The sequence below is a fragment of the Janthinobacterium sp. 78 genome, from assembly GCF_003096775.1.
In the GTDB taxonomy this organism is placed as follows: Bacteria; Pseudomonadota; Gammaproteobacteria; order Burkholderiales; family Burkholderiaceae_D; genus Janthinobacterium; species Janthinobacterium tructae.
Genome location: NZ_QENT01000001.1, coordinates 3493633 through 3507217, shown reverse-complemented (window position 1 = coordinate 3507217; position 13585 = coordinate 3493633). Strand labels below are relative to the sequence as shown.

The window sequence follows — 13585 nt, the reverse complement described above, 5'->3', positions numbered from 1 at the left end:
TACCCCAAACGCAAAATCTGGGGTCGGACCCTCAGGGTCCGACCCCGGTATTCTGTCTTTGGGTTCATTGCTTTCCGTCTCCGACGATAGCACATAATGCGCGCGCGGCTTGCTCAAAGGCATGTTCTGAAATATCGGGCAAGACCAGCGGCGTCGCCTGGGCGTAGCGGCTGAAGTTGCGGGCGATCGATTGCCGGTAGACGGGGTCGTAATGCTGCACCAGCAGCTCTTCCACCAGCTCGGCCATGTGGCCCGAGGTCGCCAGTTGCTGCCAGTGGGCAATTTTCTCCTTGCCATGCAGCTGCGTCAACAGGGCCAGCTGCACGTTCAGGCGCGCTGGGTCGCCGACGAAATGCGCATAGTCTTGCATCAGCAATTGCACGCGCTCCCCAATGTCCAGCCGCACATCGGTGCAATCGGCCGCGCGCATCTTTTCCATCAGCGCGTCGGGCACGCGCAGGCGGCCCACTTTCTTGCTTTCGGACTCGATGAAGACGGGCAGTTGCGGGTCGAAATGGCGCAACTGCTGCCACAGCGCGCTTTCAAACGCCTTTTGCGAGGGCTGGTGCGCGTCCGGCAAGCCGCCCAGCACGGAGCCGCGGTGGGCCGCCAGATCTTCCAGGTCGATCACTTGCGCGCCTTGCCTGTCGAGTACCTGCAACAGGCGGCTCTTGCCGCTGCCCGTGGGGCCGCACAGCACGTTGATGAAGTCGAAACGCTCGGGCAGGGTGGCCAGCTCGGCATTCACGTGGCGCCGGTAATCCTTGTAGCCGCCGTCGAGCTGCGTGACGGGCCAGCCGATGCGTGCCAGGATGTGCGCCATGGCGCCGCTGCGGTTGCCGCCGCGCCAGCAGTAGACGAGCGGCGACCAGGAGTGGGGATGAGCGATAAAACCGTCTTCGATGTGCCGCGCGATATTTTTCGCGATCAGCGCCGCGCCCAGTTTCTTCGCTTCGAAGGCGCTCGTCTGTTTATACAAGGTGCCGACGCGCACGCGCTGTTCGTCGTCCAGCACGGGCAGGTTGATAGCGCCCGGCAAATGGTCTTCCGCGAACTCGGACGGGCTGCGCACGTCGATGATGGCATCGAACTCATGCAAGCGGGGCAGGATGTCGCTGAAAGGCAGGACTGCAGGGTATTTCATCGGGGCACGGGTGCTGGCAAGAGGGAAAGGCGTATTATCCCCGATAAACGTCACTGGCGTGGCGGTTTAGCCCAGCAGATGCCCCAGCAGCGGCGCCAGCAGCACCGTGACGATGCCCGAAAAAATCATCGTCAGGCTGGCCACGGCGCCTTCTTCCGTGCCGACCCGGCGCGCCACGGACAGGCCAAAGCCGTGCGCGGCCGCGCCATACGGGGCGCCACGGGCGATGCGCATGCGCAAGGGCAGCAGTTTTAATAGCGGTTTACCGAGCATCAAGCCGAACAAGCCCGTCATCACCACGAAGATGCCCGTCAGCTGGGCCGAGCCGCCCATGTGGCGCGACGCTTCCAGCGCGAACGGCGTCGAGACGGATCGCGCCAGCAGGCTGCGCGCCATGTCGCCGTGCACGCCAAATATCCGGTCCAGCAGCAGGGTGGCGGCCACGGAGGCGACGATGCCGGCGCAGCTGCCCAGCGACAAGGCCAACCAGTGCTTGCGGATCAGCTTGCGCTCCTGGAAGATGGGCAGCGCGAAGGCAATGGTGGCCGGCCCCAGCAGCCACGGCAGCCAGCGCGTCTCGCCGAAATACGTGGCGAACGGCGTCGAGGTGGCCTGCACGATGATGATCAGTATCGCCGAGGTGCAGATGGCGGGCGTCAGCAAGAAATGCGGGTGGCGGCGGTGTAAGGCCTGGTTGGCGTAGAACAAGACCAGGGTCAGCAGCAAAAACAGCAGGGACAGGACCAGGGTGCTCATGCTGCCGCCCTGGCTGCGCGCTGGCGCAGCAGCTTATTCAGACGCAACTTGCGTTCATAACGGCACACCCATTCCACCGTCAACGCCGTGGCCAGCATCACGCTGGCAAAACCGAGGCCGATATTGACGAACAGCATCAGACCTTGCGATTTCAATAGTTGCGTAAATTGCACCACGGACACCACCAGCGGTATGAAGAACAGCAACATGTTGGCCAGCAGCCAGTTCGCGCCCAGTTCGATGGTGGTCGGACGCACCCAGCCCGACAGCAGCAGGGCCACCAGCACGAACAGGCCCACCACGCCGCCGGAAAACGGCAAGTGCAGGGCGGAAGCAGCCTCGTCGGCCAGCCACCAGGCGGCGATCAGTACGCCCACTTGCCATGCGGTCTGCGCGGGCTGGCGCCAGACGGGGATGGAGGGCAGGGCGGCGGTGGAACAGTGCAAGGCTTTCACGGCAGGCTTTCAAACGGCTGGGGGAAGTTTTCATTGTAGTGACCCCACATCAAAAGATAAAATGACTTAAACTCATGATTATCATTCGAGATTGGAATGCATAATGGATATCCGCTCCCTGCGCTACTTCGTCGAAGTGGTCGAACAGAACAGCTTTACGCGCGCGGCCGCCAGGCTGCACGTGACGCAGCCCACCGTCAGCAAGATGATCCAGCAATTGGAACAGTCGCTGGATCTGGCCTTGCTGGACCGCGCCGGTAAGCGTTTTACGCTGACGGACGCGGGCAAGGTGGTGCTGTCGCGCGCGCATACCTTGCTGGCCCTGCACGCGGAACTGAAGGTTGAATTGCGCGACTTGCAACATCTGGAGCGGGGGGAGCTGCGCGTCGGCGTGTCGCCGCAAACCCATTCCACCCTGGCGCCGTGGCTGGCCGAATACCACCAGCGCTATCCGGGCATCGAACTGAAAATGTATGAAAGCGGTACGCAGGCGATCGAGCGCGACTTGCGCACCGGCACAGTGGAACTGGGCACCATGCTCGACTATCCGGGCAATGCGGCCACCTGGCAGGATTTCGAAGCCTTGCCCCTGGTGCGCTCACCGCTGTGCCTGCTGGCGGCGCCCGGCTCGCCATGGCAGGGGCGCGCTTCCGTGGCCCTGGCCGAGCTGGCCGACAGCCCCTTCATTTTCTATGGCGCCGCCTTCGCCCTGAATGACATCGTGCTCGATGCCTGCCAGCGGGCCGGTTTCGCGCCGCGCATCACGGGCCGCAGCGGCCAGTGGGATTTCATCGCCTCGCTGGTGCGGCTGGGCGTGGGCATTTGCCTGCTGCCAAAGATGTATTGCGACACGCTGGATCAAGCGCAATTTGCCGTGATTCCCCTCGATGGCCCGCCCGTGGAATGGAATCTGATGCTGGCCTGGCGCCGTGGCGGGCGCCTGTCGTTCGCGGCACGCGCCTGGCTGGACCTCGTCAGGGCGCACATGGCGGACGCGGCACGTTTACAATAGGCGCTCGCCAACCACCGCCAAGCATATGAAGAACACAGGTAAAACCAGACTGAAACGCACGGCAGGCTCGCTGCTGCTGGGATTGTTATGCACCGTGGGCCTGATGAGCGAAATGGGCTATGCTCAGGCCGCGCTTCCTGTGTATGGATACTTCGTCAAGAATACCTACCCGCACGATCCCCAGGCGTTCACCCAGGGCTTGCTGTTCAAGGATGGCCACCTGTATGAAAGCACGGGCCAGAATGGCCAGTCCTCCTTGCGCAAGGTGGAATTGACGACGGGTAAGGTCTTGCAGAAAAGCATGCTCGACAAAAAAGTGTTCGGCGAAGGCATCACGGACGTGGGCGATGAGATCCTGGGCCTGACGTGGATGTCGCAGACCGGCTATGTCTTCGACCAGAAGACGTTCAAACTGAAACGCACCTTCAGCTACCAGGGCGAAGGCTGGGGGCTGGCCAGCGATGCTAAATTTGTCTACATGAGCGATGGCACTTCTGCCATCCGCGTGCTCAATCCGCAAACCCTGAAGGAAGTGCGCCGCTTCGAAGTGAAGGCGGAAGGCCGCCCCATCGACCGCCTGAATGAACTGGAAATGGTCAACGGCGAGCTGTTCGCCAATGTGTGGGGCGCGGATGCGATCGCCCGCATCGACCCGGCCAGCGGCAAGGTCGTGGGCTGGATCGACCTGACGGGCTTGCTGCCGCCGGAACAGCGGGGCACGGCCAATCCCGACGCCGTGCTCAACGGCATTGCCTGGGATACACGCGGCAAGCGCTTGTTTGTCACGGGCAAACTGTGGCCCAAGCTGTTCGAGATCGAACTGATTGAAATCCAGCGCCGTTGATGTGTTCAATTGGACAGTGTTGCTGACGAGGAATCGTCTATCATGCGTATCCTTCGCCCAGTGCGCCCCACACAGGATGCCATGCTGTCCCTCCCTTTATGCCGCCTGGCGGCCGCCGCCAGCGTGCTTGCCGCCATCTGGCCTGCCGCGCAGGCGCAAACACCCTACGTGCCGGTGATGCAGCAATACGGCGACTTTGTCGTCACGCGTGACCGCCACGACCCGCTCGTTACCTTGACTTTCCGCAAGCACGGCTACTGGCCCGGCGGCGCGCGCGAAGTGGTGGAAGTGCGGCCGATCAAGGCCACGCGCGAGGGCCAGCCCATGCTGCTGGCGTTCACCAAGGGCTATACGGGGCAAGGCACGATATTGATCGGCGTGCAGAACGGCGAACCGCTGATGCGCCCCATCAGTCCCATGCAGCGCGACAGCATGGTACGCACGGAGCGCGACCCCGAATGGGGCGTGCCGCAGCCGGGCAGCCCCGAGGTGCTGCTGTTTCCCCGCGACGGCCGCGCGCTCGATACGGGCACGGGCGAGCTGCTGTGGTTTGACATGCCGGATACCGTCACGGGCGATTACGCGCCCGCCATGCTGGTCTCCGTGTCGCCCGACGGGCGGCGCGGCGCCTATCTCGCCAGGAAACTGACCAAGTTGCAGGTCATCGTCGCCACGCGCGACGACGGCGTGGCCGGGGTCCTGGCCTTGCCGCCCGATACCTATCAACGGTGGCTCAAACCCTTGTCGGAGGCCGCTTCCGAACAGGCGGGCGCCGCCATCAAGGCGCGCCAGGGCCGCACGGATTCGAACCGCATCCGGCGCGAGCTGGAACTGGCCTGGTTCGGCCAGCAATTTCAATGGAAGCAAGGCAAGAATGGCTTGCAAGTGACGGGGCTGGGCCTCATCTCCGCGCCGCCGGAAGGAAAACAGCCATGACAATATCTAAATTGATCGCCGGCTGCTTCGCCGCCTCCTTGCTGGCCGGCTGCGTGCACGGCGAGCTGTTTCCCAAGGATTATCTGGCGCAAGATATCGACAAGCAACAAGCGTTGCTGGAACTGGACGTGGTCTTCGGGCAAGCGCCCGATGACAAGCTGACGTCGCGCGTGACGGCCCGCAACACGGTGGAATACGCGGGCGCGCCGCATATCGTCGTGCCGTTCTACCAGAAGGGCCTCGGTTTCGACCAGGGTTTTGCCGGCACCTACATGTTTGCCGTGGTGTATCCGGTCGCCAAGGTCGAGACGGCCACGGCCAGCAGCCGCGTCTTCGGGCAGAAACTTGAGGGTCAGCAACAGGGCAGCCCCCGCTACCGTTTCCGCGTACCAGGCAAGGCGCAGTGGAACAGCAATGAAACCTTCATGCTGAGCTTTGAGCGCAAGGGTCGCCGCGAAGAAATCACTTTCCGCTTCAGCAACGAGCAAAGCTGCCCGTCCGCCTTCCTGGCCACCACTCCCCAATATGGCTTCCCCATCAAGGTCGTCGCCACCTTCAAGGAAAACAAAGGTTGCCTGAAAGTGTGCGACAGCCGCGACCAGTGGCCCGGCTTTTGCGCCTTCCAGCCGCCGCCGGCCGCTGGACCGGCACGGGGCTGAGCAATACCCGCAGACGTAAAAAAAGGCCGATGACTATCGGCCTCGATGACAATGTGTTGCTTAGCGGTAAAACGCTTCGACTTTGCCATTCAGCTTGATCTGCAGCGGACGGCCGCGGCGGTCCAGCGACTTGGTGGAAGCGACCTTGATCCAGCGTTCGCTGATGCAATATTCTTCCACGTCAAGACGTTCCTTGTCGTTGAAGCGGATGCCGACGTCGTTCTCGAACACGGCTGCAACGTGGTAAGGGCTGCTAGGGTCGATCGACAGGCGATCGGGCAATGGGGGTAAGGTGGTGGTATCGTTCATGGGCGTAATTATCGCCCAGAATGCCGATCCAGACAACGGGGGAGTGCATGCTTATCTGGCCGCCCGCGACATGGCGCCCCCCGTATCTCCTTTCCCTGCCGTCCTTCTGCCCTTACAAATGCCGCGTTTCCTGCGGCGGCGTGTGCCACGCGTCATGCCAGCCATCGACAAAGGTGACGGGCACCTGGGCCAGTTCGGCCACCGCGGCATCGTCGAGGCAGTTCACGCCGATGCCGACAAACGGCCCGCTGCGCGCTGAATCGCCGCGTCCAAATGGACGCACGCCGCAATGGCGGCAAAAATAATGGCGCTCGCGGCCGGCGCCGAAGCGGTATTCGCTCAAGTCCGCTTCTCCGGCCAGCAGGCGGAAAGCCGTGGGCGGCACCAGGCTGGCCCAGCAGCGGATTTTCAGGCAATAGGAACAATTGCAGCGCAAACTCGGGGCCGCCAGGTCGATCTCGGCCGCGAAGCGCACTGCGCCGCAGTGGCAACTGCCATGGTAGGTTTTTTTCATCGTAGCCCACTTTACAGGGTTGCCGTACTGTCATCAACTGCCGGCATGGCGAGGCGCACTATAATGGCGCCTGTTCAAGAGAGAGGAGTCGCAGCATGGACATGCGCATGACCGACAGCCTGCGGCAACAGGCCTATGCACAGGCGGCGGCCTTCGTGCACACGCTCGACCGGCGCGACCGGCTTGCGCTGCAACGCGACTGGTCGCTGTCGCCGGGCGTGGCCGACGAGATCATCGAGATGCTCGGCCGCTATTTTGCGGTGCACCAGGCGCTGTCCCTGGCGCCGCTGGCCGAGGCCTTTGTGCCGGGCAAGGGTGGCCGTCCCGCCGTCGATGTGTATGCCACCGATTGCGGGCCGCTGGGTCTGGAATGCCTGTTGCTGGCCGATGGCAAGCCGGGCGAAGCGATCTTGCACCTGGAAATGTGCAGCGACGATGGCGCGCTGCGCCTGCATTACCAATACATCGGATCCTGAAACACCATGACTCAACTGATCAGCAAAACACAGCAGCGCATCTGCGACAAATTCGGCTTGCCGGCGCAGGCGCCCGAGCCCATGGTGGCCCTGGCCATCGGCAGCCTGGACCAGTCGCCCATCTACGGCACGCGCATCGTGCTGCCGGAAAACGGCACCATCAGCTGGTTCATCCACTGCGGTGTACACGACGACGCCAGCGGCTTCTATCAGCCACTGCATGCGGAACACCTGCAAGACATGCTGCCGCAAGTGGTCGATTACCTGGCCTTGCCCAGCGGCGCCAAATTCATTCTCGACCGCGAAGGCTATGAAGACGTGTGGCTGGAAGAGTAGCTTTCTTACCGGCAAGATTGTCATTGACGTTGATAAATAGGTATGGGATGCTGCGATTCCGTTTTCAATTGTCGAAAGCCGCATAGTGAAGCCACGCCTGCCGTCTGTCCTGTTCGCCCTGGCGCTTGCCGCCGCCCCCGCCAGCCATGTGCAGGCGTCCCCAGCGGAGCACGAAATTGCCGCCTTTGTGCGCAGCGAAATGCGGGAGCGCCAGATTCCAGGACTGCAACTGGCGGTGATCCAGCGTGGCAAGGTCGTGCTGAAACGCAATTTCGGCCTGGCCAGCCTGCAATACCAGGTACCCGTGACGGACGCCAGCCTGTTTTCCATCAATTCGGCAACGAAAGCATTTGCCGGCGTGGCCGTGATGCAATTGGTGCAGCAGGGCAAGATCGACCTGGCCGCACCCATTGGCCAGTACCTGGCGGGCTTGCCTTCATCCTGGCAAGCCGTGACGGTGACGCAATTGCTCAACCATACTTCGGGCTTGCCCGATGTGCTGGACCAGCGCAGCGGCAAGCTGGCAGGGCCGCAGCCGGACGACGCCGATGCGGCGTGGACAGCCGTGCAGGCGCTGCCGGTGGAGGCAAAACCAGGTGAACGCTTCCGCTACAACCAGACCAATTACGTGTTGCTGGCGCAATTGATCGAACGGCAAGGCGGCCAACCCTTTATGACCTTCATCCAGCGCCGGCAGTTTGACGTGGCGGGCATGCCGCACAGCGGCTTTGGCGATGCGAAGGATGTGGTCGCCAATAAGGCCAGTTCCTACGTGCTGAACCGGGGCGGCAACGGCTACCGCAACGTGATCGAAGACTTTCCCGTGTTCATGCGCGCGGGCGCCGGCATCAACAGCAATGCGGGTGAACTGGCGAACTGGCTCATCGCACTGCAGTCCGGGCGCTTGCTGACGCCAGCCAGCCTGGCACGGCTGTGGCAGCCGACCAGCTTGAATGACGGCAAGCCGGCGCCGTGGGCGCTGGGCTGGCCCAGCATCGGCCGCGATGCTCACCGCGCCGTGGCCGGCATCGGCGGCGCCCGCTCAGCCTTTTATGTGTATCCGGATGATGGCCTGGCCGTCATCATCCTCAGCAACCTGGCCGGTGGCCAGCCGGAACAGCTGATCGATACCGTCGCCGGCTTCTATATTCCCGCCCTGCGCCAGCAGCGCGGCGGCGCGTATGCCGCGCACCTGCTGCGCCAGCAGGCGGCCAGCGCTGGTTTCGACGGACTGGACAAGAAACTGGCGGCCATCCGGCGCCAGCATGGGCTGTCTGCGCCCACCGAAGACGACTTGAATGCCTGGGGCTACCGCCTACTGGGCCGGCAGCAGCCGAAACAGGCGCTCGCCGTTTTCCAGCTGGGCGTGCAACTGTACCCGCAAGGGGCGAACGGCCACGACAGCCTGGCCGAAGCCTACGAGGCCGATGGCGCCACGGCGCTGGCCGTCACGCATTACCGCCGTTCGCTGGAACTGGACCCGGGCAACACGCACGCCGTGGCGCGCCTGCGCGTGCTGGCCCCCGACTAGCGTGCTGCCTGGCCGTGCTCGGCCCCGTGCATGGCCAGGTAGGCCGTCAGGTTGTCGTCGTCAATGCCCAGGCTGCGCAGCACTTCCCGCGTAAAACTGACGGGCGCCGTGCCCGGCGCCGTAACGACGCGCTGGTCGGCCACGGCCCACGGTACGTCCTGGTACAGGGCGGCACCCGCATAGCCCGTGTCCATCAGGTTGGCGGCGGAATTCGAGGTGTGACGGACATTGTCGAGCACGCCTGCCTGCGCCAGCACGCGCGTGCCGTCGCAAATGCCGGCCAGCACAATATTCTTGTCGCGGGCGCCGCGCAGCAAGGGGCCCAGGTCGGGCGCCTTGCCGCTTTGCCAGTGGCTGCCGCCACACACCATCAGCAAATCGAGTTCATCGAGCACAATCTCTTCCAGCGCCAGTTGCGGCGTGACCAGCATGCCGCCGGACGAGGTGACGGGCAGGCCGCCCGGCGTGGCGAACTGCGTGTAAAAGCCGTAATACAGGCGCGCCGTGGAATTGATCAGGGCAGTTTCCCAATCGGCAAAGTTCTCGGTCAGTATGGTGATGGCACGTGTCATGAAAAGTCCTGTCGCAGGTGGATATATCAATGTTACAGGCTGGCTAGCCTGCTGGTGCCGAAAGCATAATAAAAAGTACTGACAATTTCTGTCAGGAGCGCACGTGAAATGATGGTACAAACAGCAAGCGACTACGCTACAATCGCTGGCCCGTTCGCGCGGGCTTGCCCCTGTTCAATACTTACTCCCTGTCGCCCCCATGCTGATTCTGTTTTGCCGTGTCCTGCTCAGCATTGCTGGCCTGTTGCTGTTCTTCCTCTTCGATCAGTTAAGTGCGAACGAATGCCTGAAATTGTGCGTCTTGCTGGCGGCCTTTCTGCTGGGCGTGGGCGGCATGCTGCACGCCTGGCGTGGCAGTTCCAGCGCCAGCGCGGTCACCGTGCTGCTGCGCATCGTGGTGCCCGTGTTTTACCTCGACGCTGCTATCAAGGGCTTCTTGCGTGACTATTTTGGCATGCGGCCCAATCCGAATGCCGTTTTGCAGGCCATGTTTGCGACAGATCAAGCCGAGACGGGAGAATTTTTCCTGCACAACAGCATCGCCCTGGCGCAAGCGGCGGGCTGGTTTGTCCTCGTGACGGCGGCCGTGCTGCTGGCCGACCGCCAGCTGTTGCGCCGGCAAGCGGCGCGCGCCAGTCGCGCGCCGGGCCTGGCGCAAAAATGCTTTGCCGTCAGCATGGCCGTCTTTCTCGTGCTGCTGCACGTCAACACCACCATGCGGCGCGAAAATCCAGCCCTGTTCTGGCCGCTACGCTACCAGCAGTACAGTGCGCAGCTGGACGCGATGAAATCCATGCAGCAGGCGCTGACGGCGGCCATGGCCGCGCCGCGCGACTGGCATGTGCGCTATGCGGGCGAGGATGCGCGCACCGTCATCCTGGTGATCGGCGAGAGCACCAATCGCGCCTCGATGTCGCTGTACGGCTACCCGCGCGCCACCACGCCCCGGCTCGATGCCATGCGTGCAAAATTGCTGGTGTTCAATGATGTGATTTCGCCCGCGTCCAGCACGGTGGAATCGATGATGACGATGCTCACGCCGGCCGATATCGGCAACCCCGATGCATGGATGTCCAAGCCGAATTTGCTGATGCTGGCCGAGGCGGCCGGCTACAAGACGTTCTGGGTCTCGAACCAGACGCGCAATGACGGCTGGATCGGCCTGCTGGCGGGCCAGGCCGATGAAAGCGACTTCATCAACTACGGTACTGGCCGCGGCGAAAACAATTTCGACGGCAACCTGTTCCAGCCGTTCGCCCACGCGCTGGCCGATACGGCGCCGAAAAAGCTCATCGTCGTGCATTTGCTGGGCGCCCATCCCAGCTATGACATGCGCTATCCCAGCCGTTTTGCGCATTTCGACCAGGTGCAGGACGCCGTCAGCGCGCAGATGGCCAGCCAGGGCAGGTCCAGCTGGATACGCCACCAGCGCGATGAGTACGATAACGCCATCCGCTATGGCGATTACGTGCTGGGCACCCTGATCGGCATGGCCGATACAGCCAAGGCCGGGCGCGCCGCCTCGCTGCTGTTCGTCTCCGACCATGGACAGGAAGTGGGCTACAGCCGCAATCACGCGGGCCATTCCGCCTCCGACAAGAGCGGCTATGAAATTCCCATGTTGATCTGGAACAACCAGCAAGCGCCGCAATCGGGGGCCGCGCGCACCGCGCTGGAAAGCCGGCCGTACCAGACCGACAAGCTCGATGCGACCGTGCTGGGCTTGCTGAAGATCGAGACGCGCTATTACGCGGCGCATGACGATATCCTCAGTGGCGCCTTTCAGCCCGTGCAGCGCTTCATGAATGGCTTGCAATACCAGCGCGGCACGCCGGCGCTGGTGCGCTGAGCCGCCAATGAAAAAGGCCCGGTCCCGCCGCAAGCTGCGGCGGGACCGGGCCCCTGGCGAACACGATCGATTACTTCTCGGCGAACGCGCGCTCGACAACGAAATCGCCAGGCGTCGAGGTATTGCCTTCCTTGAAGCCACGCGCTTCCAGCATTTCCTTCAGGTCACGCAGCATGTCCGAGCTGCCGCAGATCATGACGCGGTCTTCGGCCGGGTTCAGCTCTGGCAAGCCCAGGTCTGCGGCCAGTTTGCCGTTCTCGATCAGTGCCGTGATGCGGCCCATGTTGCGGAAATCTTCGCGCGTGACGGTAGGGTAGTAGCGCAGCTTGTCGCTGACCATTTCGCCCAGGAATTCATGCTTCGGCAGGTGCTCTTCCAGCAGCTCGCGGTAGGCCAGTTCGTCGACCTGGCGCACGCCGTGCACGAGGATCAGCTGGTCAAAGCGCTCGTAGATGTCCGGATCGCGCACGATGCTGAGGAAAGGCGCCAGGCCCGTGCCCGTCGACAGCATGTACAGGCGCTTGCCTGGCAGCAGGTAGTCGGACACCAGGGTGCCCGTCGGCTTGCGGCCGACGATGACGGTGTCGCCCACTTGCAAATGTTGCAAACGCGATGTCAATGGACCGCCCGGCACCTTGATGCTGAAAAATTCCAGGTGCTCTTCGTAATTCGCGCTGGCGATACTGTAGGCGCGCAGCAATGGCTTGCCATCGACGCGCAGGCCGATCATGGTGAAGTGGCCATTCGAGAAACGCAGCGACGGGTCGCGCGTGGTGGTAAAGGAGAACAGGGTATCCGTCCAGTGGTGCACGCTTAAAACGCGCTCTTCATTCATCGAACTCATAGTATTTGTTGGCTGGTCAAAAAAATGGTTAGTTGCTGGCAACTGCTGGCAAAAGTGAAACCCTGTGTAGGCCCAGACGCTATTGTACTGGCGTCCACACGAAATTGTTACCGTCTATCGCCGCCATTGCTGCCGCATGCGGTGCCGACATTATAGTGCGAATGGCAAGGCGGGGCTGAAATTCGCCCGGAAACGGGCTGTGGGCATGCGGACTCTTGACCTGGCTCAGTTTTTTGCCGGGGGCGTCAGGACGCGGCCCGGCGCTGCCAGAACGGAGCATCGCGCCAGCGCTGCTCGGCGCCGTAGAAGCCGCGCCGCATCTGCAGATAGGTTTCAAACGCGGCGAAGACGCTGCGCCGGTAGCCCGCCGCCATGTCCCGGTCGCCGGCCAGGAACGCCTCCGCCACGCGCGCCGCATGGATGCCCGACGCCATGGCCTGGCCGATGCCCAGCGAGGAGATCGGGTCGAAGCAGGCGGCCGCGTCGCCCGCCGCCGTCCAGTTTTCATCGGCCGGCAGCGACGCCACCCGGCTGTGGATGGCGTAGTGGCGCAGGGCACTTGGCGCTGGCAGGCGCGCCACGATATCGCGCACGTGCGAGGTGTCCGCGGCGGCCTCGCGCCAGGGCGCCGGCTCCTTCAACCGCAGGCGCTTGAGGATGTCGGCATCCGTGATGAAGGCCAGCGCCACGCGCTCGCCCGGCAGGGGCGCCGCGTAATACCAGCCGTGCCGCGTCGTTTCCACCAGGGTGCGGTGCGGCAGGAATTGCGGCTCTGCCAGCTGATAATAGGCGTACAGCGCCACCAGCGAGTCTTCCGTGTGGATGGGGCGTTTGCGCTGGCGCACGATGGCCGCCTGCTTGCCGCTGCAATCGATCAGGTAGCGGGCCGTCAGGTCCGTTTCCTGCCCCTCGCTCGCCACGCGCAGACGCCACGGGTCGCCGTGTTCGAGCTGCACCAGTTGCGCGGGACGCAGCAGCGCCACGCCCGCCAGCCGCGCCTGCTCAAGCAGGATGGCGTCATACCGCCTGCGGTCCAGGTGCAAGCCGTGGCCGTGGCTGCTGAAAACGGCGTCGCGCGACATCAGCTCGGCGCTGCCCCACGCTGCCGCGTGGGAAAACGCGGGCAGCTGGGCGCCGTCCAGCAGGTCGCGCCCAACGCCCAGAAAATCGAGCATCGAAAAGATGGACGACGATACCGTTTCGCCAGCCCGGTAATCGTCGAACAGCTGCTTTTCCAGCAAGGCGACGCGCAAGCCCGTGTAGCGGGCCAGGGTCAGGGCGGCGGCAGTGCCGGCGGCACCACCGCCGACAATGACGACGTCGTAGTCGCGCGATGACGACATGGCTG

16 protein-coding genes are annotated in these 13585 nt (G+C 63.3%); 8 read left to right on the top strand and 8 right to left on the bottom strand.

The genetic code is table 11. From position 1 onward, the window contains the following. Positions 1-64: 64 nt before the first annotated feature. The 3 genes from mnmH to C8C92_RS15355 all read right to left on the bottom strand — a co-directional run bounded on the left by mnmH (position 65) and on the right by C8C92_RS15355 (position 2355). Positions 65-1144, bottom strand: coding sequence for a tRNA 2-selenouridine(34) synthase MnmH (mnmH, locus tag C8C92_RS15365; protein ID WP_116744476.1), 1080 nt, complete (start codon positions 1142-1144; stop codon positions 65-67). 66 nt (positions 1145-1210) lie between these two features. Then, a complete protein-coding gene (locus C8C92_RS15360; protein ID WP_116744475.1) occupies positions 1211-1900 on the bottom strand; it encodes an LrgB family protein in 690 nt (229 codons plus the stop codon). After that, positions 1897-2355: a CidA/LrgA family protein gene (locus tag C8C92_RS15355; RefSeq protein ID WP_099763735.1), complete on the bottom strand. Its 459-nt coding sequence runs from the start codon at positions 2353-2355 to the stop codon at positions 1897-1899. The genes C8C92_RS15360 and C8C92_RS15355 overlap by 4 nt, the downstream gene beginning before the upstream one ends. Before the next feature lie 103 nt (positions 2356-2458). On the opposite strand from C8C92_RS15355, the gene C8C92_RS15350 reads away from it, so the two are divergent. The 4 genes from C8C92_RS15350 to C8C92_RS15335 all read left to right on the top strand — a co-directional run bounded on the left by C8C92_RS15350 (position 2459) and on the right by C8C92_RS15335 (position 5806). After that, entirely contained in the window at positions 2459-3367 is a 909-nt protein-coding gene (locus C8C92_RS15350; protein ID WP_116744474.1) for a LysR family transcriptional regulator, read from the top strand. A gap of 25 nt (positions 3368-3392) precedes the next feature. Beyond that, positions 3393-4211, top strand: coding sequence for a glutaminyl-peptide cyclotransferase (locus tag C8C92_RS15345; protein ID WP_207781010.1), 819 nt, complete (start codon positions 3393-3395; stop codon positions 4209-4211). Positions 4212-4292: 81 nt separating this feature from the next. Then, positions 4293-5147 (top strand): hypothetical protein, encoded by an 855-nt coding sequence (locus C8C92_RS15340; protein WP_207781009.1) that lies wholly within the window; start codon positions 4293-4295, stop codon positions 5145-5147. After that, positions 5144-5806, top strand: coding sequence for a hypothetical protein (locus C8C92_RS15335; protein WP_133250764.1), 663 nt, complete (start codon positions 5144-5146; stop codon positions 5804-5806). The genes C8C92_RS15340 and C8C92_RS15335 overlap by 4 nt, the downstream gene beginning before the upstream one ends. Positions 5807-5866: 60 nt before the next feature. Here the strand turns inward: C8C92_RS15335 and C8C92_RS15330 are convergent, their stop codons facing one another. Continuing rightward, positions 5867-6115 (bottom strand): DUF3297 family protein, encoded by a 249-nt coding sequence (locus tag C8C92_RS15330; protein WP_099763738.1) that lies wholly within the window; start codon positions 6113-6115, stop codon positions 5867-5869. Positions 6116-6227: 112 nt separating this feature from the next. Next, the gene (locus C8C92_RS15325) at positions 6228-6629 is read right to left on the bottom strand and encodes a GFA family protein (protein ID WP_116744472.1); all 402 of its coding nucleotides are present in this window, start codon (positions 6627-6629) and stop codon (positions 6228-6230) included. A 95-nt stretch (positions 6630-6724) separates the two neighbouring features. Between C8C92_RS15325 and C8C92_RS15320 the strand changes: the two genes are divergently transcribed. From C8C92_RS15320 to C8C92_RS15310, 3 genes are all read left to right on the top strand, one after another. After that, positions 6725-7105 carry a hypothetical protein gene (locus tag C8C92_RS15320; RefSeq protein WP_116744471.1) on the top strand — a complete coding sequence of 127 codons (381 nt, stop codon included), beginning with the start codon at positions 6725-6727 and terminating at the stop codon, positions 7103-7105. 6 nt (positions 7106-7111) lie between these two features. Then, on the top strand, positions 7112-7441 hold the full coding sequence (locus C8C92_RS15315; RefSeq protein WP_116744470.1) for a hypothetical protein: 330 nt from the start codon (positions 7112-7114) through the stop codon (positions 7439-7441). Positions 7442-7526: 85 nt separating this feature from the next. After that, positions 7527-8972, top strand: coding sequence for a serine hydrolase domain-containing protein (locus tag C8C92_RS15310; protein WP_116744469.1), 1446 nt, complete (start codon positions 7527-7529; stop codon positions 8970-8972). Here C8C92_RS15310 and C8C92_RS15305 read toward each other — a convergent pair. After that, entirely contained in the window at positions 8969-9544 is a 576-nt protein-coding gene (locus C8C92_RS15305) for a type 1 glutamine amidotransferase family protein (RefSeq protein ID WP_116744468.1), read from the bottom strand. The genes C8C92_RS15310 and C8C92_RS15305 overlap by 4 nt on opposite strands. Before the next feature lie 199 nt (positions 9545-9743). On the opposite strand from C8C92_RS15305, the gene C8C92_RS15300 reads away from it, so the two are divergent. Next, positions 9744-11393 carry a phosphoethanolamine transferase gene (locus C8C92_RS15300; RefSeq protein WP_116744467.1) on the top strand — a complete coding sequence of 550 codons (1650 nt, stop codon included), beginning with the start codon at positions 9744-9746 and terminating at the stop codon, positions 11391-11393. Between the two features lie 70 nt (positions 11394-11463). Here the strand turns inward: C8C92_RS15300 and C8C92_RS15295 are convergent, their stop codons facing one another. Both C8C92_RS15295 and C8C92_RS15290 read right to left on the bottom strand, forming a co-directional pair. Continuing rightward, positions 11464-12237 carry a ferredoxin--NADP reductase gene (locus C8C92_RS15295; RefSeq protein WP_096235479.1) on the bottom strand — a complete coding sequence of 258 codons (774 nt, stop codon included), beginning with the start codon at positions 12235-12237 and terminating at the stop codon, positions 11464-11466. Positions 12238-12482: 245 nt separating this feature from the next. Continuing rightward, positions 12483-13580 carry an FAD-dependent oxidoreductase gene (locus tag C8C92_RS15290; protein WP_116744466.1) on the bottom strand — a complete coding sequence of 366 codons (1098 nt, stop codon included), beginning with the start codon at positions 13578-13580 and terminating at the stop codon, positions 12483-12485. Positions 13581-13585: the final 5 nt, after the last annotated feature.

What these genes read in the sequence shown, in the direction of transcription:
- C8C92_RS15315 (WP_116744470.1), top strand. Translation starts at nt 7,112, where the DNA reads ATGACTCAACTGATCAGCAAAACACAGCAGCGCATCTGCGACAAATTC.
- C8C92_RS15330 (WP_099763738.1), bottom strand. Translation starts at nt 6,115, where the DNA reads ATGAACGATACCACCACCTTACCCCCATTGCCCGATCGCCTGTCGATC.
- mnmH (WP_116744476.1), bottom strand. Translation starts at nt 1,144, where the DNA reads ATGAAATACCCTGCAGTCCTGCCTTTCAGCGACATCCTGCCCCGCTTG.
- C8C92_RS15300 (WP_116744467.1), top strand. Translation starts at nt 9,744, where the DNA reads ATGCTGATTCTGTTTTGCCGTGTCCTGCTCAGCATTGCTGGCCTGTTG.
- C8C92_RS15325 (WP_116744472.1), bottom strand. Translation starts at nt 6,629, where the DNA reads ATGAAAAAAACCTACCATGGCAGTTGCCACTGCGGCGCAGTGCGCTTC.
- C8C92_RS15305 (WP_116744468.1), bottom strand. Translation starts at nt 9,544, where the DNA reads ATGACACGTGCCATCACCATACTGACCGAGAACTTTGCCGATTGGGAA.
- C8C92_RS15320 (WP_116744471.1), top strand. Translation starts at nt 6,725, where the DNA reads ATGGACATGCGCATGACCGACAGCCTGCGGCAACAGGCCTATGCACAG.
- C8C92_RS15335 (WP_133250764.1), top strand. Translation starts at nt 5,144, where the DNA reads ATGACAATATCTAAATTGATCGCCGGCTGCTTCGCCGCCTCCTTGCTG.
- C8C92_RS15350 (WP_116744474.1), top strand. Translation starts at nt 2,459, where the DNA reads ATGGATATCCGCTCCCTGCGCTACTTCGTCGAAGTGGTCGAACAGAAC.
- C8C92_RS15340 (WP_207781009.1), top strand. Translation starts at nt 4,293, where the DNA reads ATGCTGTCCCTCCCTTTATGCCGCCTGGCGGCCGCCGCCAGCGTGCTT.
- C8C92_RS15290 (WP_116744466.1), bottom strand. Translation starts at nt 13,580, where the DNA reads ATGTCGTCATCGCGCGACTACGACGTCGTCATTGTCGGCGGTGGTGCC.
- C8C92_RS15295 (WP_096235479.1), bottom strand. Translation starts at nt 12,237, where the DNA reads ATGAGTTCGATGAATGAAGAGCGCGTTTTAAGCGTGCACCACTGGACG.
- C8C92_RS15345 (WP_207781010.1), top strand. Translation starts at nt 3,393, where the DNA reads ATGAAGAACACAGGTAAAACCAGACTGAAACGCACGGCAGGCTCGCTG.
- C8C92_RS15360 (WP_116744475.1), bottom strand. Translation starts at nt 1,900, where the DNA reads ATGAGCACCCTGGTCCTGTCCCTGCTGTTTTTGCTGCTGACCCTGGTC.